Annotated in this window: 19 protein-coding genes; 7 read left to right on the top strand and 12 right to left on the bottom strand. The window is 32.2% G+C overall.

Translation table 11 applies throughout. The annotated features are described in order from the left end of the window. Positions 1-7 precede the first annotated feature (7 nt). Together cybH and BGS40_RS01340 are read left to right on the top strand one after the other, a co-directional pair. Positions 8-700, top strand: coding sequence for a Ni/Fe-hydrogenase, b-type cytochrome subunit (cybH, locus tag BGS40_RS01345; RefSeq protein ID WP_002855770.1), 693 nt, complete (start codon positions 8-10; stop codon positions 698-700). Next, entirely contained in the window at positions 697-1,233 is a 537-nt protein-coding gene (locus BGS40_RS01340) for a HyaD/HybD family hydrogenase maturation endopeptidase (RefSeq protein ID WP_002869666.1), read from the top strand. The genes cybH and BGS40_RS01340 overlap by 4 nt, the downstream gene beginning before the upstream one ends. Here the strand turns inward: BGS40_RS01340 and recR are convergent. From recR to BGS40_RS01325, 3 genes are read right to left on the bottom strand one after another with little or no spacing between them, the layout of a single operon-like run. After that, positions 1,230-1,802 (bottom strand): recombination mediator RecR, encoded by a 573-nt coding sequence (recR, locus tag BGS40_RS01335; RefSeq protein WP_096738251.1) that lies wholly within the window; start codon positions 1,800-1,802, stop codon positions 1,230-1,232. The genes BGS40_RS01340 and recR overlap by 4 nt on opposite strands. Then, the gene (locus BGS40_RS01330; protein ID WP_052781663.1) at positions 1,802-3,037 is read right to left on the bottom strand and encodes an ArsS family sensor histidine kinase; all 1,236 of its coding nucleotides are present in this window, start codon (positions 3,035-3,037) and stop codon (positions 1,802-1,804) included. Before BGS40_RS01330 ends, recR begins: the two co-directional genes overlap by 1 nt. Beyond that, entirely contained in the window at positions 3,034-3,705 is a 672-nt protein-coding gene (locus BGS40_RS01325; RefSeq protein ID WP_002853168.1) for a response regulator transcription factor, read from the bottom strand. The genes BGS40_RS01330 and BGS40_RS01325 overlap by 4 nt, the downstream gene beginning before the upstream one ends. A gap of 156 nt (positions 3,706-3,861) precedes the next feature. On the opposite strand from BGS40_RS01325, the gene dnaJ reads away from it, so the two are divergent. Next, positions 3,862-4,983 (top strand): molecular chaperone DnaJ, encoded by a 1,122-nt coding sequence (dnaJ, locus tag BGS40_RS01320; RefSeq protein WP_096738250.1) that lies wholly within the window; start codon positions 3,862-3,864, stop codon positions 4,981-4,983. Positions 4,984-5,097: 114 nt separating this feature from the next. On the opposite strand, the gene BGS40_RS01315 is transcribed toward dnaJ, so the two are convergent. Both BGS40_RS01315 and BGS40_RS01310 read right to left on the bottom strand, forming a co-directional pair. After that, on the bottom strand, positions 5,098-6,351 hold the full coding sequence (locus tag BGS40_RS01315; protein WP_096738249.1) for a major outer membrane protein: 1,254 nt from the start codon (positions 6,349-6,351) through the stop codon (positions 5,098-5,100). Positions 6,352-6,602: 251 nt separating this feature from the next. Further along, positions 6,603-7,058, bottom strand: coding sequence for a low molecular weight protein-tyrosine-phosphatase (locus BGS40_RS01310; RefSeq protein ID WP_002853170.1), 456 nt, complete (start codon positions 7,056-7,058; stop codon positions 6,603-6,605). 53 nt (positions 7,059-7,111) lie between these two features. On the opposite strand from BGS40_RS01310, the gene BGS40_RS01305 reads away from it, so the two are divergent. Further along, positions 7,112-8,296: an MFS transporter gene (locus tag BGS40_RS01305; RefSeq protein ID WP_052782837.1), complete on the top strand. Its 1,185-nt coding sequence runs from the start codon at positions 7,112-7,114 to the stop codon at positions 8,294-8,296. 17 nt (positions 8,297-8,313) lie between these two features. Beyond that, positions 8,314-8,976 carry a DUF4230 domain-containing protein gene (locus tag BGS40_RS01300; RefSeq protein WP_002859315.1) on the top strand — a complete coding sequence of 221 codons (663 nt, stop codon included), beginning with the start codon at positions 8,314-8,316 and terminating at the stop codon, positions 8,974-8,976. A gap of 42 nt (positions 8,977-9,018) precedes the next feature. Here BGS40_RS01300 and BGS40_RS01295 read toward each other — a convergent pair whose 3' ends face one another. From BGS40_RS01295 to guaA, 7 genes are all read right to left on the bottom strand, one after another. Beyond that, a complete protein-coding gene (locus BGS40_RS01295; RefSeq protein WP_002924178.1) occupies positions 9,019-9,501 on the bottom strand; it encodes a DNA-deoxyinosine glycosylase in 483 nt (160 codons plus the stop codon). Then, positions 9,498-11,657: a polyribonucleotide nucleotidyltransferase gene (locus BGS40_RS01290; protein WP_096738262.1), complete on the bottom strand. Its 2,160-nt coding sequence runs from the start codon at positions 11,655-11,657 to the stop codon at positions 9,498-9,500. The genes BGS40_RS01295 and BGS40_RS01290 overlap by 4 nt, the downstream gene beginning before the upstream one ends. 69 nt (positions 11,658-11,726) lie before the next feature. Next, positions 11,727-13,775 (bottom strand): LPS-assembly protein LptD, encoded by a 2,049-nt coding sequence (locus BGS40_RS01285; RefSeq protein ID WP_087699454.1) that lies wholly within the window; start codon positions 13,773-13,775, stop codon positions 11,727-11,729. Beyond that, on the bottom strand, positions 13,765-14,217 hold the full coding sequence (locus tag BGS40_RS01280; protein ID WP_052781669.1) for an RDD family protein: 453 nt from the start codon (positions 14,215-14,217) through the stop codon (positions 13,765-13,767). The genes BGS40_RS01285 and BGS40_RS01280 overlap by 11 nt, the downstream gene beginning before the upstream one ends. After that, positions 14,214-15,464, bottom strand: a complete 1,251-nt coding sequence (gene purD / locus BGS40_RS01275; protein WP_002853212.1) for a phosphoribosylamine--glycine ligase — start codon at positions 15,462-15,464, stop codon at positions 14,214-14,216. Before purD ends, BGS40_RS01280 begins: the two co-directional genes overlap by 4 nt. Before the next feature lie 239 nt (positions 15,465-15,703). Then, positions 15,704-17,164: a hypothetical protein gene (locus BGS40_RS01270; protein ID WP_052794874.1), complete on the bottom strand. Its 1,461-nt coding sequence runs from the start codon at positions 17,162-17,164 to the stop codon at positions 15,704-15,706. A gap of 85 nt (positions 17,165-17,249) precedes the next feature. Continuing rightward, entirely contained in the window at positions 17,250-18,785 is a 1,536-nt protein-coding gene (gene guaA, locus BGS40_RS01265; RefSeq protein ID WP_002859310.1) for a glutamine-hydrolyzing GMP synthase, read from the bottom strand. A gap of 138 nt (positions 18,786-18,923) precedes the next feature. Between guaA and BGS40_RS01260 the strand changes: the two genes are divergently transcribed. Both BGS40_RS01260 and uvrC read left to right on the top strand, forming a co-directional pair. Further along, positions 18,924-19,418: a hypothetical protein gene (locus BGS40_RS01260; RefSeq protein WP_002859309.1), complete on the top strand. Its 495-nt coding sequence runs from the start codon at positions 18,924-18,926 to the stop codon at positions 19,416-19,418. After that, the gene (gene uvrC, locus BGS40_RS01255) at positions 19,411-21,213 is read left to right on the top strand and encodes an excinuclease ABC subunit UvrC (protein ID WP_096738248.1); all 1,803 of its coding nucleotides are present in this window, start codon (positions 19,411-19,413) and stop codon (positions 21,211-21,213) included. Before BGS40_RS01260 ends, uvrC begins: the two co-directional genes overlap by 8 nt.

The following is a 21,213-nucleotide window of genomic DNA, read 5'->3' as shown; positions in this document are numbered from 1 at the left end:
GGCTTTCATGCAAAACAAAGAAGAAAAATTGCAAAGAAAAGCTGAATATGAATTTAGCATAGGTTTGCGTTTAACGCACTGGGTAAGAGCTATTGCTATAGTGATTCTTATTGGCACAGGGTATTATCTTTCCTATGTGTTCCAAAGCCCTATTAGTAACGGTGAACCCGTAAATTTTATGCAAGCAAAATACCGCTTAGTACATCAAGCGGTGGGTTTTGTTTTAATCGCTTGTATTATTTTTAAAGTATATTTGTTTTTCTGCGATAAGGTAAGCGCAAAAGAACGCAGAAGTGTATGGGATATTTTTAATATCAAATTATGGATAGAACAAGTAAAATTTTACATTTTCTTAGGAAAACATCCGCATTTAAAAGGGGTTTATAATCCTTTGCAATTTGTAACTTATTTTTTCTTTTATCTTGTGATGTTAGGTATCATTCTTACAGGGCTTATTCTTTATACTCATACTTACCATGAGGGCTTAGGTGGGCTTTTATATCATATTTTAAGACCGCTTGAAGCTGCAATGGGCGGTTTGGCCGATGTAAGAACTTATCATAGAATTTTGATGTGGGTGATTATGATTTTTGTGCCAGTACATATTTACATGGCGATTTTTAACGCAGTAAAAGGTAAAGATGGTGCTATGGATGCTATTATTAGTGGATATAAATTTGTAAAAGAAGAAAAGCATTGAAATTCTTAGTCCTTGGAATAGGCAATATCATGTTTGCGGATGAAGGCTTAGGCGTTCATCTTTGCAAACAACTTGAAAAAAACTACAAATTCACTCATTCTGAATTTACTTTAGATTTTGTTGATGGTGGAACTTTGGCTTTGCAGCTTAGCTATATCATCGCTCGATACGATAGACTTATCGTTTTAGATTGTATAGAAGCGCAAGGTGCGAGTATAGGAGATGTATTTTTCTTTCCTTATGATGCTATGCCTAATAAAATTAGCTGGAGTGGAAGTGCCCATGAAATAGAAATGCTTCAAACCTTACAATACATGGAACTTGCAGGAGATTTGCCTAAAACACATATCTTAGCTTGTGTGCCAAAGCGTATTGAAGCGATGAGTTTTAAGCTCTCAGATGAGCTTATACAAGGAGCTAAAATCATGGAAAAAACTTTACTTGACTTTTTAAGCAAGGAAGGTTTTACTTATGAAAAGATTGCGGATTTTTCTTTGCAAGAATTAGCCGATATTTCTTATAAAAATTACTAAATTTTTGTTCTAAAATTCATAGCTTTATTTAAAGAGATTAAATCCACATTTTCTAAATTTACACCACTTGGAATTCCTTGAGCGATTTTACTAAAAGTTAGGTTTAAGCCTTTAAATTTATCCTCTATAAAAAAGATGGTTGCATCAGAATTAATGCTATGTGTCAATGCAAAAATGAGCTCAGAGATATTTAGCTTAAGTATGATTTGCTTTAGTTTTTCGAGTTTTTCTTCATTTAACTCATCTAAAACAAAATATACCCCATTGTAACTTTGACTCTCTTCGAGTGTTAGTATATCTTTTGGGCTTTCAACTATACATAAAATGTTTTTATTTCTTTCTTCATCGCTACAAATTTCGCAAAGCTCATTTTCGCTTAAAGCACCGCATTGATCACAAGGTTTTATAAAGCGGATAGCATTTTCTATATTGTGTGCGAGTTTCATACCATCGATTTGATTATTTATGCAAAGGTGATAAGCAAGCCTTATGGCGGTTTTTTTTCCTATGGTAGGTAAATTTGCAAAACTTTCAACAAGTTCATTGAATTTTTCTAGGCCTTTTACCATTATTTTTCTTTATCTCCAAAGAAAATTTTAAAGCAATGTTTTCCATCATCATAAAAATAAATCAAATCAAAATTATGCAGTTTGCATACCTCTGAAACTATATAAAGTCCTAGTCCCATACCTTTGACTTGATTGTGTTTTTCTCTTGTAAAAGCTTCAAGATAATGCTCTATAGGCTCTGCTAAAGGTTTGCCTGGATTTTTAATGGTAAAACATTCTTTACAACAAAAAAGCTCACAAGTGCCATTGTTTGAGTATTTTAAGGCATTATCGATAAGATTTTTTAAAATTACAGAGAAAATTTCCATATCAACATTGATTAAAGCGTCATATCTTATATCGACTTTTACAACTTTATTAAAATCATCTATCATAAGGTGTTCTTTAGCTTCTTCAAGTATAGCGCTAAAACGACTAGGTTTAAAGTGTAAGTTGTAGTTTTTTGAAAATAAATTTTCGATTTTGGCAAATTCATTGATCAAAGAATCCATGCGTAAAAATATAGCGATAAGTCTTTCTTTTTGTCTGTCTTCTTTGATCATTTCAGAAATGATTCTCCCTTTTCCTATAGGGGTTTTTAACTCATGCATGATTGTTCTTAGGAAAAGTTGTCTTGATTGGATTAATTCTTGGTTTTTCTTAAAAGCTTTTTGAAATTCAAAGGCGATCTTGCCTACTTCATCTTCTTGATAGTCTAGAAAATCAGGTTGTTCCCCATTTGCAACTTCGGCAACTTGTCTTCTTAATTTTTTTAAAGGTTCTAAGGATTTTAATACAGAAAAATACATAAAAACAACCAACAAAGAAAAAGAGAAAAATCCTATCAATAAAAGATTATAAACCCTATCACTAGTATTTTCTTCATACAAGCCATCAAAATCTTTACATTGAACATCAAAATAAAGATTGCTATGATATTTTAAAGAAGAAAGAGTACAAAGCTCTCCGCCTGCTTTAAAAAGTGATTGTCCATTATTTCTTATAGCTTTTACAAGATTGGGATTTTGTATAGCGTTAAAACCGCTGTTTCCAAGATAAGCTCCTATTTCAACACCTGAAGTGTTTTCATAGGAGATGAGTAAATTTTTTATAAGATTTTCTTGTTTTAAACTTTCTTCTTCATTATAGGCATTCCCTTCTATTTTTAAAAGAACGATAAAAAGCACACAAACCAAGAAAAAAGTAACAACAAATAAAATAATCAGTTTGGTATGAATAGAATAATTTTTTGTCATCCTATCAGTTTATATCCTATACCTCTAACAGAAAAAATATGTTTTGGAGATTTTGAACTATCTCCTATTTTTACCCTTAAGCGACCGATGATAACATCAAGGCTTTTAGAATCTTTATCTTTTAGATTTTTACAGCGACTTACAAGCTGTTCTCTTGAAACACTATATCCGTGTTGTTGGATAAGGTATTCTAAAATTTCAAATTCAGCAGGAGTAAGTGTTAAAACCTTATCTTCATAGGTGATCTCATGTCTTCTTTCATCAATTTTGAAAGCAGAGTTAATATTTTCATTATTAGTGTGTTCAACTCTTTTTGTGCGACGAATAAGACTCATAATCCTTGCATACATTTCTTTTGGATCGTAAGGCTTTGGTAGATAATCATCAGCACCGATTTGAAGCCCCACAACTTTATCGCTTAAGTCACCTCTAGCCGATGAGATGATAATAGGAATATTGCTTTTTTGTCGGATTTCTCTACAAACTTCAAGACCATCAATTCCAGGTAAAGTTAAATCTAAAATCAGACAATCATAGCCTTGAATACCCACATTTAAAGCACTTTTAGGATTTTCAAAATTTGTGATTTTAATATTAAATTGCGCTAAATATTCAGATAATAATTGTGCAAAGTCAGGATCATCTTCTATCATCAACACATTAATCATTCTAGTGTCCTTGTAAATTTTTATGTAGTCTTTAAAATCTTTACATAATTTTATTTAAAATTTGATAAATTATTGATTTTATTTTTGCTAAAATTATATTTTTGAATTTTTAAAATTAAAATTCTAGTAAAATTTTAAATTTTTTAAAGGAATAATGTGGAAATAAGTTATTATGAAATTCTTGAAATCACGCAAAATGCTGATAAAGAAACCATAAAAAAAGCCTATAGAAAAATGGCTTTAAAATATCATCCTGATAGAAATCAAGGTGATAAAGAAGCAGAAGATAAATTCAAGCTTGTTAATGAAGCCTATGAGGTTTTAAGCAATGATGAAAAGCGAGCTATTTATGATAGATACGGAAAAGATGCTTTAAAAGGCGGTGGATTTGGTTCTAGTAGCTCAGGTTTTGGTGGTTTTGAGGATTTAGGAGATATATTTTCTAGTTTTTTTGGAGAAGGCTTTGGCTCATCGCGTCGTAGAAAAAGTTCAAATGATGAGAAAATCCCTTCAGATTTTATCGTTAATTTAAAATTAAGTTTTAAAGAAGCGGTTTTTGGTTGTAAGAAAAATATAGACTTTACTTATAAATGCTCTTGTAAAACTTGTAATGGAACAGGGGCTAAAGATGGAAAGCTTCAAACTTGTCCAAAGTGTCAAGGTAGAGGACAGGTTGGGGTTTCTCAAGGTTTTATCACTTTTGCACAAACTTGCCCTGATTGTCAAGGAATTGGAGAAAAGGCTAGTGAAAAATGTAGCGATTGTAAAGGTTTGGGTTATAATGAAAGCAAAGATAGTGTCGAGCTTAATATCCCAGAAGGTGTGGATACAGGTATGAAACTTCGTGTCAATGCTAAAGGCAATATCTTAAAAAATGGCACTAGAGGGGATATGTATGTTAAGGTCATCGCTGCTGAAGACGATACTTTTATCAGAGATGATGATGATATATATATAGAATTTCCAGTGTTTTTTACCCAGGCTATCTTAGGACAAAGTATAAAAGTCCCTACCATACGCGGTGAAGCGACTTTAAATTTACCAAAGGGTGCTAAAGATGGACAAAGATTTGTTCTTGAAAAAGAAGGGGTAAAAGATGTTCATAGTTCTCGCATAGGAAATCAAATTGTTCAAATTTCTATCAAATTTCCAACTTCTTTAAACGATGAACAAAAAGAACTTTTAGAAAAACTAAGTGAAAGTTTTGGTATCAAAGATGGTATGCATCAAGAGCAAAAAGGACTTTTTGAAAAAATCGCTAATTGGTTTAAGTCTTAATTTTCCTAAAGCTTTTTAGCTTGGGAAAATTTTTTATATAAATTTAAGTTTTAAAAATCAGGCATAAAAAAAAGCGGAGCAAAACCCCGCCTTGAAGTTAGACCTGAAAGCTTCTTAGAATTTGTAAAGAGCTTGAAGTCTTACAGTGCTATGATCAGCACTTTCATTAGTGTTTACACCTTGATCTAGGTTCACATAAGAATAGAATGCTGAGAAGTTAAGTTTTGGAGAGTATTTGTAATCTACTCTTGCAACAGCTTCAAGTTTTTTACCACCACCTAAATGATTAGCAGCTTCTGTTTTTGTTCCACCGTATACGAAGTCAGCACCAACGCGAACTGTTTCGTTGAAAGTATATCCACCAGTCACATAACCGAAGATATTTCTACCAGTATCACCATTTAGTCTTGAACCAGTAGTATAGAAAATTTCCTCACCTGCAAGTAAAGAGCTAAGATTACCTTGATCATCAATTATAACAGTAGAAGCTTTTTCTTTGTCACCATAATATAAACCACCAAGGCTAGCATCCCAACCATTTACTTCAATACCACCTTTTAATGCAAAGAAATTACCATTGGCATATCTAGTACTATCAAGATCACTATCAACGCTATTTCCTAAGTAAGCACCTTCAAGTGTCCAGTTGATTCCATCAAAGATAGTTGTGCTATAAGATGCATCTAAAGCATAGAAGAATGCTACTTGATCCCAATAAGCTAACCATAATTGTGGGTTGAATTGTCCGCCAGCAAGATCATAAGAACCTACAGCAGCAGCACCGTAAAGATTTCCGATTGAATCAGGGTTAAATTGGCTTCCATTATGCCCTAATAAATCTGCACCTTGCTCTGCAGTCATGAAGCTATCTACAGCAAAAGCAGCTAGAGTTAAACCATCGATGCTGTTATTTACTACTTTAACACCTGTTCCAACTAAACCATCAATAGCGTTATCCGTCCAGATAAGGTTTAATTGTTGTTTACCAGCGATTACACTTGTAGCAACATCTTCATTTGTATAAGTTAAGTATAATTGACGAACAAAAAGTCCTTTTTCGGCATTTGTTGCGTTATCAACACCAGTGCCACCATCAACAGCGTTGTAGTCAAACTGAATGAAAGCTTTGAAGTTATCAGCTATAGCAGCACTGAAGTTAACTTGTGCTCTATATTTGTGATCTTGTTTGTTGTTGTTTAAATTTGAGTTGTTAACGAAATTTTTATCAAAATTACCTGTATCGTATCTGTATCTTAATACACCTGATACATCAACATCTTTGATCGCTTCTTCAAGTGGAGTAGCGTTAGCTGCTGAAAAAGCACCTGCAGCAAGAGCTGCAACTAAACTAAGTTTAACTAGTTTCATGAGAATTCTCCTTGTCAAAAATTAATAAAACATTGTAATTGTAGCACATAAATTTGGAGTTTTTTCTTAAGAAGCACTTAAAATAGTAAAAATTTTAAATCCGAAGGATAAAAACATCTAAAGAAAAGCCTAGCTAAAGGGATTTAAGCTAGGCGTGTAATTTTAAGGAGTTTTTCTTATGAATGTTTTTCGGTTCGTTTAGAAGTATAAGCCTAAAAAGTAAACGAGAAGTAATATATAGTTGTTTTAAATTATTTTGATAAAAAAACAAGTAAATTTTTACAAGCTAGGGATAAAATTTTATAAGTTTCATCAAAATTCCCGCTATACCAAGGATCAGGGACTTCATCGTAGTTTAGACTAGGACTAAAATCAGTGATTTTTAAAACTTTGTTTTGGGTGTTGGTGAAGTTTTTTAAAACATTTTTGAAGTTAGAATTGTCCATGGTGATTAAAAAATCGCTTTCATCGCAAAGCTTTTGAGTGAGTTTTTTGCTTGTGAAGTTTTTGTGTTCTATGTTAAGTTGAGCAAGTTTGTTTTTGGTGCCATAGTGCATACCTTCTCCATCGTGTTCTCCTGAAGTTCCAGCACTGCTTATAAAAAATTCTTTTTCTAAATTTGCTTTTTTGACAAGATCTTTCATGATAAATTCTGCCATAGGCGAACGGCATATATTGCCTAAGCATATAAAGAGTATTTTTTTCATTTCTATCCTTGAGTTTTAATTAAAAATTATAAAAAATATCATACAATAAATCCATGGAAAATTTCAATAGAACTTTGCTTGTGTGTTGGTTTGGTGTTTTTACCACAAGTATGGGGCTTAGTCAAATCGCTCCGATTTTGCCTTTTTATATCAAAGAACTAGGACATGTTGATACGAGTGAAATAGCGTTTTACTCAGGGCTTGCTTTTGGGATCACTCCGCTTTTTATGGCTGTTTTTTCACCTTTGTGGGCTTTTTTGGGTGCAAAGTATGGTTATAAAAATATGCTTCTTCGTGCAAGTTTTGGAATGTCGGTTTTAACCTTATGGCTTAGCTTTGCTCATAGTGCTTTAGAAGTAGTTTTTGTGCGGGGTTTAACAGGGATAATTTCGGGTTTTACTTCTGCTGCTGTTGTGTTTATCGCTGTGATAGCACCTAAAGAAAAAGTCGCTTATGCTTTAGGAACTCTTTCTACGGCTTCTATAAGTGGAAGTTTGCTTGGGCCTTTGTTTGGTGGCTTTGTGGCTGAATTTTTTAGTATTAGTGCGGTTTTTGATATGGTGGCTTTTTTGATCGCTTGTTCTTTTGTGACGATTTATTTTTTCATCCATGAGAGAAAAATTCAAAAAGAGGCGAAGAAAAATACTCAAAAAGTGAAAGAAAACAAAACCCTTATTATCGTTCTTTTTATCACTACTTTTGTGATACAATTTGGTACTTTTGGAGTGATGCCGATTTTAAGTATCTATGTTGAGCAAATTCATCAAGGTGGAAATTTGGCTCTTTGGGCGGGTATAGTAGTGGCTGCAAGTGGGATTAGCAATCTTTTTTTCGCACCAAAACTTGGAAAAATCGCCGATAAGATAGGGCCTAGTAAGATTATTTTTGGAGCTTTGATATTTTGTGGAATTTGCTTTTATTTGCAGGCTGTAGTAAGTAATGTTTATACGCTTATTTTCGTGCGTTTACTTATAGGTGTAGGACTTGGAGGGCTTTTGCCTTGTGTGAATGCCTTGCTTAAAAAAAGTGTGAGTGCTAAAAATTTAAGTGTGATTTTTGGTTTTAATCAAACTTGTCAATTTTTGGGAAATTTTTGTGGAGCTTTTGGCGGAGGGCTTATGGCTTCACATTTTAGTGTGGAATTTGTTTTTACTTTTGTGTGTTTGATTTTTATCATTAATGCTTTTATTTTCTTAGCGTTTGAGAAAAAATATATCTTTTCAAATCAAGGTTTATAAATTTAGAAAGGTTTAAAATGGAAATGATTTTATTTGTTTTAGTGATGATTTTACTTGTACTTTTGTTTGTAGTGCTTTTTAGGCAGTATAAAAGCCCTAAAATAGAAGAAAAAAGCACGCAAAGTTTTAGCGATATCATGCAGCTTAAATCCATAGGAGAATTAAGTGTTTTTCAAGTTTTTAGTAAAGAGATTGTCACTAAAAAAGATAGCGCTTTTAATGGAATTTGGAAAAATCTTTTAGGATGGTCTTTGAGTGAAAGACAGATTGCTTTGATTTTTGAATTTGAGATCACTTTCTTGTATGATTTAAGGGATAAAAACTTTGATATTTTGCCTTTAGGGGACGATGCTTATAAGATCATCATGCCAGAGTGTAGATACAAACACAGCATCATAGATATGAAATTTTATGATGAAAAAAATGCTAAATTTTTACCTTTTTTACTGCCTGATTCTATCAATAGTACGGGGATTAGTTTTAGCGAAAGTGATAAAAACAAACTCATAAAAGAAGCCAAAGATGAGGTTAAAGACTTGTCTTTAAATCTTATCCAAAATTTAGAAAGCAAAATTCATAAAAGCGCTAAGGATACTTTAGAAGCTATTGCTAAAGGTTTTGGAGCTAAGAGAGTGGAATTTGAATTTAAGGATAACACACAAAAGCTAGATATTAACTAGCTTTTTTCTTGTTTTACTTGGGGGGGGGTAATGCTTAGTTTGTTATTTTGTAAATTTTTTGATTATTTCATAGTTTTGTAAAAGCTGTTCAAAAGAAAAATTTAAATTTGCAGGAGAAGTTGAGGGTAGGGCTATGGCTTCTAAGCGAGGGTGGAATTTAATAAAAAATTTATAAGCACTTTGTCCAGTAGTAAAAATGGCTTGGATTTTGGTTTGAGAAAGGATCGGGCTTAAATCATTGGCTTTTGCATAACTTATAGTTTTATCATCTGAATTTTTTATCTTGCAACTTTGAAGTACATCCCAAAGAGCGATATGTTTTTTTCTTAAAAAGGCTTGTTGTTCTGTGATATTTTCTAATCTTACATCAAAAAGTGTTTCTAGTATAGGCCAAAAACGATTTCTTGGGTGTTGATAATAAAAGCCATCTTGTCTTGATTTTACCGAAGGAAAAGATCCTAAAATTAAGATTTTAGAATCTTTGTCAAAAAAAGGCTCAAAAGGATGAGTTAGAAATTCACTCACTCACACAAATCCACAGAAATTTTTCCGTTTTTAATTTCGCTGATTTTAACTTTTAAGCTTTGGTTTTCGCTTAAATTAAGATGCTTGCTTTTTGAACTATGCAATAAACCATCAACACCATTTTTAAGTTCCACAAAGGCTCCAAAAGGAGCGATTTTTTTAACAATACCTTGAAATTCTTGCCCAAGTTCAAAGCCTGATATATCTTTGTCTTTAGAGCCTTTTTTAGTTCCTTTTTGAGAGCTTGTGATGTTTATGATGTAGTCTTTTGCGGCTTTGATTTGCTCGTTTTGATTACCTGCTATTTTTACTTCACCTTTTTCGCGATCTAAGTCTATAGAAACGCCAAATTTTTCTACGATTTCTTTGATGGTTTTTCCGGCTTGTCCTATGATATCAACGATTTTTGAAGGATCAACGCTAAAAAGCTCAAGTTTAGGTAAAACTTCTTCATTGACTATGATTTCTTTGGCGGCTTCTTCCATGATATTTAGAATGTGAATTCTTCCTTCTTTGGCTTGGTATAAAGCTTGTTTTAGTGTTTCTTGATCGATTCCACCTAGTTTTATATCCATTTGAAGAGCAGTAACGCCGTCTTTGCTTCCTGCTACTTTAAAGTCCATATCCCCATCATGATCTTCAAGTCCCATGATATCTGTTAAAACAGCATACTTGTTATCTTCAAAGATAAGCCCCATGGCTACTCCTGCAACAAGTTTTAAGCTTGGCACTCCTGCTGCTTTTAAGGCTAAAGATCCGCCACAAACCGTTGCCATAGAACTTGAGCCATTGCTTTCTAAAATTTCACTGACTAAGCGGATTACATAAGGATAGTTTTCATCCACACTTGGATAAAGTGCTCTTTTGGCTAAATTTCCATGTCCTAGTTCTCTTCTTCCTGGAGCTTTGATAGGACTTGCTTCGCCTACTGAAAAACCTGGAAAATTATAATTTACCATAAAGCGTTCGCTTATAGGATTTTTTTCTGTAAGCAAGTCTATCATTTGAGCATCGTTTTCTCCGCCTAAGGTTGCAACCACTAGGGCTTGAGTTTGTCCACGAGTGAAAAGACAAGAACCATGAGCGTTTGGTAAGATGTTGGTTTCTATACTAATAGGACGAACTTCGTTTAAACTTCTACCATCAGCTCTTTTGCCTTCATTTAAAATTTGCTCACGAATAAGTTTGCGTTTGACTTTAGCTAAGGTATTTAAGACACTTTCTTCACTCCAGTCTTTAGCGATTTCAAGATTTGAAATTTCTTTAGCGATTTTATTTAGTTCGCTTGCTCTTTCGCTTTTTGCCATTTGGTTGATGGCTTCTTTGATTTGTTTTTGGAAATTATTTTCTATAAAAGCTAAAATTTCAGGATGTTCAATCTCATTTTTTAGTTCGATTTGAGAATTTTTTCTGTGTTTGCTAAAGGCTTCTTCATAAGCATTTGAACCATTTAATATAGCTTTTTGAGCTAAATTTAGAGCTTCTAAAATTTCATCTTCGCTAAGTTCATTCATATTTTGTGAAGTGGTTTGAGTTAAAACATCAGCATAAGGAGCTTCGATAAAGATTTCATTTTCTTTTTGATCAGGTAAGGCTCTCATTTCTATCATCAAAAGCTCATCTTTTACACCTGCTACATAGAGATCTAGGGTGCTATTTTGAAGCTCTTCATTGTTTGGATTGAGTATGAAATTTCCATCTATCTTTCCTATACGCACACCACATACTGGAGCTTTCATAGGTATATCACTAAGATAAAGTGCCACGCTTGCGGCATTTAAGCTCATTACTTGTAAATCTACTTTAGGATCAGCTGAGAGAACCATCACAACGATTTGAGTCGGATAAGCATAGCCTTTTGGAAAAAGAGGGCGTAAGCTTCTATCAATAATGCGTGCTGTTAAGGTTTCTGCATCGCTTGGCTTGGTTTCTCTTTTGACATAACCACCAGGGATTTTTCCTGCGGCATAAGCTTTTTCGATGTATTGAACGGTTAGAGGTAAAAAATCTTCTTCAACTTGTTTTTCTTCTCTTGCAACCGTAGCTAAAACAACGCTTCTACCTTGTCTCATTAAAACAGCACCAGCAGCTTGTTTGGCGACTTTATCTATATCAAATATTTCTGTATTTTTGTTAATTTCTATGCTGTATTGCATTATTTTTCCTTTTTTGCCAGACAATAAATTTGTAAAATTTTTAAAAATATTTAGCAAATTTCATCCTTTTTAAATTTTGTTTTCACTTTCTGCTAATGAGAAGTCATATTTTACTCCTCCTAAAGGATAGAAGTTGAAAATAAAATAAACTCCGCTTTGATTTTTGGCTGTGATACCACCGCTTGTAAGTTGTGGATCGATTCTTTCTCTATACATTAAAGAATAATTCCAACATTTTCTTTGGTAAGTATAGCCAAGTTCCCACATGTTTGCATGAGCTCTTTGAGTATCAAACCAAATCCCACCAAATAGATTGTAATTAGGTGTGGCAATATAGTTTGCTCTTGTGCCAATAAAGCTGTATTTTCCATACTCATCATTTTGATAAGCATGAGAAAACATCCAGTTAAATTTTGAATTTGTATTGACTTCTATTTGACTGATGACATTAGTAAAGCGACTTTGCTCATAAGAGTAAAGCACTTCGCTGTTAAGATTGATATTTTCATTAAAATAATAAGTTAAAAGATTTTCAAGTTCATAGAATTCGTTTTGTTTATTAAGATAATCAAGTGAAATTCTGTGTTTGAGCTTTTTTTGTCCTTCGTTGTTATAGAAATATTGTACAGCATAAAGACTTATATGTTCATCTTCTTTTTCATAATCTTGAAGATAATCTTGCGTGATTTCACCTGATTTTGCTCCTGGTAAAACATAATTTACACCCAAATTTAAAGTATGAAAGAAATTTTCATAAGCTTTTGAAAGATCGGTATAGAGGTTAAAATCATGAGTGTTTCTGAAATAATGCTCATGGTTTCTTTCGGGATCGTTGCTATAATTTACAAAAGAAGCATAAAATCTTTCTGTAAAAGTAAAGTGTAAAAAGTCTCCAAAAAAAGCATTGTGATACGAGATAGGCAAGTCTAAATTTAGCTCATTTGCATAAGAACCAGCAGGTCGGTAAAAATTATGAAATGAAGCATCAAATGAATAACGCAGGCGTTCATCAAAAAGGTTATTTAAAAATCTATGATATTGAAAGCTTGGATATTCTTGTAAGGTTGTATTGTTGCTAAGTTTAGATGTGTCGATATAATATCTTGCATAAGCTCCGTAAAAATTGTTTTCATCGGCTAAAAAATAATTGATTTTTGAGGTTACAAGCGAGTTAAGATCTCGATAATCCCTACTTCCTAAATTTAAATAATCCACATCGTTGAGATAGGTTGCATCTATCCATAGGCCTTCTTGAAAATTATCACTGAGTAAAGATTTAATTAAATCATCTCTTGAGTATTTTAGTTCTACCCCATAGTGGGTTTGATTTTTTAAATTTTCATCGTGGTAATAAGAAGAGTTTTCTCGAAAGGCGCCAAAATTCATTTCTCCTATAGAATTTGGAGAATCGACAAATCTTAAAGTCGAATAAAGTCCAAAACCACGGTTTGTTCGAATTTGTGGATCAAGTTCTAAATCCCAATTTTCTTGAGTGGCTATATAAATAGGTTGTTCATAGTATAAGCCCTCGCTGCTTTTTAAAACGATTTTTGGGATTAAAAGCCCGCTTTGTCTATGAGTATCAGCGCTAAACCCAAAATAAGGTAGGTAAAAAACTGGGGTATTTTTAACATATAATCTTGCATTGTAAAGATGAACAAAGTTGGTTTCACGGTTAAGCCAGCCTTTTGAAAAACGAATTTCCCAATCAGGATCTTCAACATTGCAGCTTGAAACTGCTGAAATTTTACTTTCAAAGACTTTGTCGTTTAAATGACTTGTTTTGCTTTGAAACCATACTTCAAGATTGTTATTGGAAAAGAAAAAATTACTAAAATCGGCTTGATTGGAATTTAGGTTGATTTTAGCATAATCAGAATGCGATCTTTCGTTTTGTCCTCTTAGGATGTTAACATCGCCAAAAAGCTCAACATCTCCGGTTTTTTCATTGTAAATTGCTTTATTGGCAGTGATGAAATAAAAATCAGAAAAAATAATAACATCATTGTTCGCAGTAAGAATATCACCTTCTTTTTTTGCATCAAGAGCATAAATATCAACTTGTGCTGCATTTAAAGCTATGCTAGTTCCTAATAATAGAGAAAATTTACGCCACATCAACTACTATTGTCCTTGCTAAATAATCTTCCCAAGTTTTGCGCAAATCATTGCTTAAAGCCCAAGCAAATCCGAGCATAAAAGCCATAGCACTAACTTGTCTTATGGCAGATCTGATACAGCTTTGAATGAGATTGGGTTTATCAAGAAGATTTTCATCCAAGATGATAATCTTACACAATATTTTTCCTAAACTTGCTCCATAAAGATAAGTAAAAATTGTTTGATAGCTAAAATGAAGCAAGATGAAGCCAAGGTAAAAATTTCCTATAATTTGAGTTGTTTCAAATAAATCTTTTGCTTGGATTAGACGATCATAAAAAATGATAAACACAATCAAAGAAATAACCATATCATCGATTAAAAAAGCTAGAACTCTTTTTCCAAAACTTGCTATTTTTAGATTTTCACGCTCTAAGCGGTCTTGTAAATTTTCTTTCATTTAAGAACCTGATGAGCGATGTCTTTTCTGTATTGTTTTCCTTTGAAATTTACATTATCACAAAGTTTATAAGCATTTTTTTGCGCTTCTTCTATACTTTTTCCTGTGCCAACGCAAACTAAAACTCTTCCACCATCAGCCATTAATTTGCCATCTTCTAGGCTGACTCCAGCATAAGAAATATGAGAGTTTTCAGGAATGTTATTTACAGTAATTTCACTTTTTGGTGAACTTTTGTAAGGATAGTTTTCACTTGCGCATACAACCCCTACTGCAAATTCTTTTTTGATTTTGATTTTTGAGTGTCTTAAGCGTCTTTGAGTAGCAGCTAAAATAAGTTCTAAAGGATCTTCGATTAAAGGCATTAAAACTTCACATTCAGGATCGCCAAAGCGAACGTTAAATTCTAATACGTAAGGTTTATTTCCAACGATCATAGCACCTATAAATAAAACACCACAAAATTCCGCTCCTTCTTTTTTCATACCTGCTAAAGTTGGTAAAATAATATCTTTTTGAACTTTTCTAAGCAAGCTTTCATTTGCCAAAGAGCTAGGAGCGTAAGCACCCATTCCACCAGTATTTGGCCCTTGATCATTATCGAGTAATTTTTTGTGATCTTGTGCTGCAGGAAGTAAAACAAAATCATTGCCATCACATACTGCAAAAATGCTTAATTCATAACCATCTAAAAATTCTTCAATTACAACGAGTTTTCCAGCATCTCCAAAGCTTTCTCCGCTCAGCATTTTAGCCGTTTCTTCTATGGCTTCTTCATGAGTTTTAGCTATGATAACACCTTTTCCTGCGCAAAGTCCATCGGCTTTTACTACTATAGGAGGGGTTAAACTATATATAAAATTTTTTGCTTTTTCAATGTCATTTGTATTTAAAAATTTGGCTGTTTTGATACGGTATTTTTTAAGAAAGCTTTTCATAAAAGATTTTGAGGTTTCAAGCATTGCAGCAGCTTTACTTGGCCCAAAAATAGCAAGTCCTTGTTGTTTAAAAATATCTACAACCCCTTCAGCTAAAAAACTTTCACTTCCTACTATACAAAGATCAAAACCTTTTTCTTTTGCATAGGTTGCTAAAACTACTGGATCTTTTAGGTTTAAATTTGTTCCAAGACTTTCGGTAGCGCCATTTCCAGGAGCAAAATAAAACTCTAAATTTTTGTCTACTCTTCTTAAGGCTAAAGCAATAGAATATTCTCTTGCACCACTACCCAAAATCATTATTTTCATTTATATCTCCTTTTAAACCCAAACAGCCGTTTAACAAAGATTGACCCCAAAAAGTCAAAGAAAACCGCTAGGTAATTTTTAAAGGCTGCAACTTCTCGCTTTTTTCAAAGCTCAAACGATGCCACAGAACACGGTAAATCACACAATCGCAGTTAATAAAAATGTGTTGGATCACTTTAAATACTACAAACTGTTTAGGCAAGGAAATTATAACTTAATTTAGCTTAAATTTCTATGTCTTAAATCAGTTTAAATTTGGTTTTTCCTGATTTGTCAAAATGCTTTCCTTGTAAAATAATATCGGCAACATTTTCCCAAACATGTTTTTCATCAATATAGACTATATCAAAGGTGTTATCACGCATTAAAGATTGATAATTTACTTTTTTAGGTGCGTATTTTACTAAATAATACGGATTTTGTGAAAAGTTTTCAATTTTTAATTTGCATAATAAATCTAAATCCGATGTGACAACTAAAAATTTTTTTCTTTGTTCTTTTGTGATTTTTTGAATATACACTAAAAGTTTTTGATCAAAAGGATTTAGAGCGGATTTATTTAAGCGACTTAAGTAATGTTCTGCAAAAGAAAGAGAACAGAAAGAATTTTCTATATTACTCATAGTAAAATAAGAATTTTTAACCCCTGATGATTTTAAAGATAAGTGCCAAATTTTGACATCCATTATGGTTGCACATAGATTTAAACCTGTGACAATTTTTTTAAAGAGCTTTTCTCGTGAAAGTTTAAAAGCATTTTCGAAAATATTGTAATTTTTCTTATAAAAATCTTCCCTTATAGCATCAAGTCTTTTTAGTGTTGTTCTGTAGTATTCTGCTTCTTTTTGTAGTTTAGCCAATCTTTCTTGTCGTGCTTTAAGTTTTTCAGGGTCTGCATTGGTCGCATTGCTTTTAAGATTTATTTCAGATTGTAAAGTTTTCATTTGTGCTTCAAGTGAGGCTAGACGATTTTTTCTTGTATCTATGGTGGCTACTAAAGCTTGGTAATGACACTGCAAAGATAAAAAAGTTTCGTTAAAAATTTTAGTGATATTTGGTTTTTGATCAGCTATCATTTGCTTATACGAATTCTCTAAATGCATCATGATGCTTTTTAATGCGCTAAATTGGGTTTGGTCTATGCTATTATCCATAAAAATTAAAGTATCATAAGCTTTAAATAAAAATCTTTTAAGTATAAGATAATCAAGTATACAAGGAATTTCCTTTTCATCTTGTAGATTGGCTTGAAGCGTTTCTACGGATAAAATTTCATGGGCAAAATATTTTTGTATAGCTTGAGGTATAGTAAAAGAAAGAGGAATTTTTTCTATAGTGTCAAAGTCTGTTGTTCTATAGAGTTCTGTTATATAAGCACTTCTTCTTGAGTTTTGCAAGTCTTCTAATTCATCATCATTATCAGTTTTCCAAAAATCATGCTCAGTGATAAAATCCCCTTCTTTGAATTCTTGAAATTTTGAAGGTTTTATACCTGTTATGGTTTTACTTGTTTGAACGAGTTTGCCGTCTTCTGCTTTTTTTTCGCTAGAAAGAGTTCTAAATTCCACAAGCATACCAACACTTGGCATACTTTTTTTATCATTCCAAATTTGGCGATTAAAGTCAAAAAAGGTATTTGCTGAGTTTGTAACGGTTCCACGTCCTGTAGAATCCATATAAATAGCTATTTTTCCATGCATATTTCTTCCTTGAAATTTCTTAAATAAATTCTAGCCTTATTTTTATAAAAATTTTATATTAAAAATAAGAGCTAGAAAAAATGGATTATTCCCATTCTATAGTTGCAGGTGGTTTGCTTGAGATATCATAAACAACGCGATTTATACCTTCTACTTCATTGATGATACGGCGACTTATGTTTTCTAAAATTTCGTAAGGTAAATGCGAGAAGGTAGCTGTCATACCATCACTTGCATCTACAACGCGTATACAAACTGCATTATCATAAGTGCGGTTATCCCCCATAACTCCAACGCTTTTAACATTTAAAAGTACGCAAAATGCTTGCCAAGTTTTATCATACCAACCTGTACTTTTAAGTTCCTCAAGTAAAATTACATCAGCCTTGCGTAATAGTTCTAAGCTAGCGCGATTTACTTCTCCCATAATGCGTATAGCAAGACCTGGCCCAGGGAAAGGATGACGATAAACTACTTCTTTGCTAAGTCCAAGCTCAAGTCCTAAGGCACGCACTTCATCTTTAAAAATTTCTTTTAAAGGCTCTATGAGTTTAAGATTCATTTTTTCAGGTAAGCCCCCTACATTATGATGACTTTTAATGGTTTTGCTTGCACCTACAACAGAACTTTCTATGATATCAGTATAAAGTGTGCCTTGAGCAAGATATTTTACATCTTTATGTTTTTTTGCTTCTTCTTCAAAAACTTCTATAAAGGTATTTCCTATGATTTTTCTTTTTTGTTCAGGATCTGTGACATTAGCTAAGCGACTTAAGAAAATTTCACTTGCATCAATGCTGATGAGATCGATGCCTAAAGTGTTTTTAAACATAAATTCAACTTGTTCTTTTTCTCCACTTCTTAAAAGTCCATTATCTACAAAAACTACTATAACTTGCTCTTTTATAGCACTAGCTAAAAGTGCAGCAACTACGCTACTATCTACTCCGCCACTTACAGCACAAAGCACTTTATCATTGCCTACTTCTTCGCGGATTTTTTCTGCTTGAGTTTTTGCAAAAGAACCCATATTCCAAACACTTTCACAATTGCAAGCATATTTAGCAAAATTTTTTAAGATATTTTTGCCAAATTCGCTGTGTTGTACTTCTGGGTGAAATTGTAGAGCAAAGAATTTCTTATCTTCGTTTCCAAAAACACAAAAAGGGCTATTTTCACTTGTGGCTAAAACTTCAAAACCTTGAGGTAAATTTTCTACTTTATCAGAATGACTCATCCAAACGGTTTGTTTTTTTGGAAGATTTTTAAACAAAGCGTTATCTTTTTTAATTTCTATGTTTGCTTTGCCGTATTCTTTATGTCCTGCAGGTGCTACTGTAGCTTTGTAATGATGTGCCATAAGCTGCATACCATAACAAATTCCAAGAACAGGTAGATTTAAGTCAAATATACCTTTATCGCAAAAATACGCATCAGTTGCATATACACTTGCTGGACCTCCACTTAAAATAATACCTTTTGGTTCTTTCGCCTTAATATCAGCTAAGCTTACATTAAAAGGTAAAATTTCTGCATAAACTCCTTGTTCCCTTAAGCGTCTTGCTATAAGCTGAGTGTATTGAGAGCCAAAGTCTAAAACTAAAATATCTGCTTTTTTCATTATTTACCACCTATGTAATTGTTCGTATTTTTTAATGGTTTTTACTGAACCATTTTGTTCATAGCTTGTGTATTGAGGGTTGCCTTTATATCCGCAAGCACAGAAGAAAATTAAGAAAAGAAATGCTAAAATCATCTTATGGGAAAAAGAAATAATATTAAGATGACTAAAAATGCTAGTGCTGTTATTAATGAATTGATGGATAAACCTCATTATAAGCCTTTAAAAACCTTATTTTTTTGCAAAGATTTTTTAAGTTCTTTTCCGCTTGCTAAGCAACGTTTGATTGCTAAAATTTATGTAAAAAATCATATTTTAAATATAATAACCTTACATCCAGCAGCTTATCAAGAATTAAATCATGATGATAGCAAAATTTATATTAAATTTCTCATAAAAGCATATGGACAGAAATATCCTTTAAGTGGATTTGTTGATATAAAAGATATAAAAATCTTTTCTCAAAAATACACTTATGCGGCAAATAAAAACAAAAATGATGAAAAACTCTCTAAAAATTCTTATTTGGAGCTTTCTAAGGGTGAATTTAAAAATTGCTTTAAAGATAAAAAATTATTTAAAAAATTTGAAGATTTAAGAGAGCTTATAAAAAAAGGTTCTAATCTTGACTAAAGAGAATTTAGAAAATGAGTTAAAAACTCTTCCTAATAGTACTGGCGTTTATCAATACTTCAATCAAGAAGGAAAGCTTTTATATGTAGGCAAGGCTAAAAATCTTAAAAATCGTGTCAAATCTTATTTTGCCTTTACTCCAAATTTACATGCAAATCCAAGAAATTCTTTAAGAATTCAAAAAATGATTGAAGAAACAGTGCATTTGGAATTTATTGCTACTAATTCAGAGGCTGATGCTTTGATTTTAGAAAATTCTTTTATCAAACAACTGCATCCAAAATATAATATTTTGCTAAGAGATGATAAAACTTATCCTTATATTTATGTAGATTTTGAAGAAGAATTTCCACGCTTTGAGATCACTAGAAAATTAGTAAAAAAAAGCAAAATTAAATATTTTGGCCCTTTTTTTAAAGGCGCTAGAGAGCTTTTAGATGCGCTTTATTTATACTATCCTTTAAAGCAAAAAGCAAGTTGTAAATCCCCTTGTATTTTTTATCAAATTTCTCGTTGTCTTGCGCCTTGTGATAAACTCATCAGCAGGGAAAAATACCTTGAAATTTTAGATGAGGCTATACACGCACTTTTAAATCCTAGTGTTTTGCTTAAAAACTTAGAAAAACAAATGCTTGTTTTAGCACAAAATGAAAATTACGAAGAAGCAGCTAAAGCAAGAGATCAGATTGCAATGATTAAAGATTTGGAAGTTAAGGTTGAAATAGATATTGCAAAATTAGAAGATTTTGAAGTATTTGCTTTAGCTTTTAAAAATTCCATGCTTTCAACCTTGCGTTTTGTGGTGCAAAATGGAAAAATTATCAGTGCAAATTCTAAGATTACTCCTATAAAAAATGATATACAATGGGATAAAAATGAAATTTATAAGCAACTGATTTTAGAAAATTTTAGCATGGATATTCCTTTGCTTTCAAATGTTATTTATGTTTATGAAGAATTTGAAGATAGAGTGTTTTTAGAAGAAATTTTAAGCCAAAGGTTTGATAAAAAAATCAGTATTAAAATCCCTAAAATAGGAGAAAAAAGAAGAATTTGTGATTTGGCTTTTCAAAATGCCCTTTTAAATATAGAAAAAGAGCAAAAAAATCATGATTTTACTATACAAAAAGAATTAAAGTTTTATTTTGAGCTTGAAAATTTACCAAATGATATAGAAATTTTTGACAATTCTCATTTGCAAGGCGTGGCAAATGTTGGAGCTATGGTAACTTATAGAATAAATTCTTGGGATAAGTCAAAATATAGAAAATTTCATTTAAAACATAAAAATGACTATGATCAAATGCGTGAAGTTTTAACGCGTAGGGCTTTGGACTTTGATAAAATACCTCCTCCTGATTTATGGCTTATAGATGGGGGAAAGGCTTTGCTTGATTTGGCTAAAGAAATCATTGTAAGTAGTGGGGCAAATGTCGATATTTTAGCTATTTCAAAAGAAAAAATCGATGCAAAAGCACATAGAGCTAAAGGGGGTGCTAAGGATAAAATTCATTCTTTAAAAGGAGAATTTAGTCTAAGTATTAACGATAAAAAACTACAATTCTTACAGAAATTAAGAGATGAAGCACACCGTTTTGCTATCAGTTTTCATCAAAATACTAAGAAAAAACAGGACTTGAAAAGTTCTAAGCTTGTAAATTTAGGACTTAATTCAGGGGTTATACAAAAACTTTTAGCGTATTATGGAAATTTTGAATCTATATATAAGGCTGATTTTAAAGATCTTACAATGCTTGTAGGCAGGAAAGCGGCGCAAAAGATAAAGGAAAATTGA

Origin of the sequence: Campylobacter sp. 107, from assembly GCF_002383835.1 — a bacterium.
Classification (GTDB): Bacteria; Campylobacterota; Campylobacteria; order Campylobacterales; family Campylobacteraceae; genus Campylobacter_D; species Campylobacter_D jejuni.
The sequence above is the reverse complement of the archived record's forward strand: the minus strand, read 5'-3'. Positions and strand labels throughout refer to the sequence as shown.